This window comes from Coprococcus sp. TF11-13 (assembly GCF_003481085.1).
GTDB lineage: Bacteria > Bacillota > Clostridia > Lachnospirales > Lachnospiraceae > Coprococcus > Coprococcus aceti.
On sequence record NZ_QUKK01000027.1, the window covers coordinates 1 to 419 of the forward strand.

Sequence of the window (419 nt, forward strand, 5' to 3'; positions counted from 1 at the left end):
AAATGGTACTATCGCTTCTATGTAGAAGATGCAAGCGGTAAAATGGTTCAGAAAGAATATGCTGGAACCGAAAGTAAAAGTGAGACGGAAAAACTTCTCCGCAAAGCACTGGAAGATTACGAAAATAAGAAGTTTGTCGCAAAGGCAGACAGCCTTACGGTAGGAGAGCTTCTGGATATGTGGGCGGAAGAAGAACTGAAAACCGGGACACTCAGCAACGGCACAGTGGAAAATTATCTTGGTGCAATCCGCTGTATCAAAAAACACCCGATTGCAGACCGCAAACTGAAAACAGTTACTGCCGAACATTTACAGGCATTTCTTGATCTGCTTACATTCGGTGGTGAGTTTCCAGACGGGAAAGTAAGAAAGGGATACAGCAAAGATTATATCCATTCTTTTTCCGCAGTGTTACAGCA

1 pseudogene is annotated in these 419 nt (G+C 43.2%); it reads left to right on the forward strand.

Features of this window, described 5'->3' with window-relative positions:
• Positions 1-419 (forward strand): annotated as a pseudogene (locus DXD11_RS14645) (site-specific integrase); the annotation flags it as partial.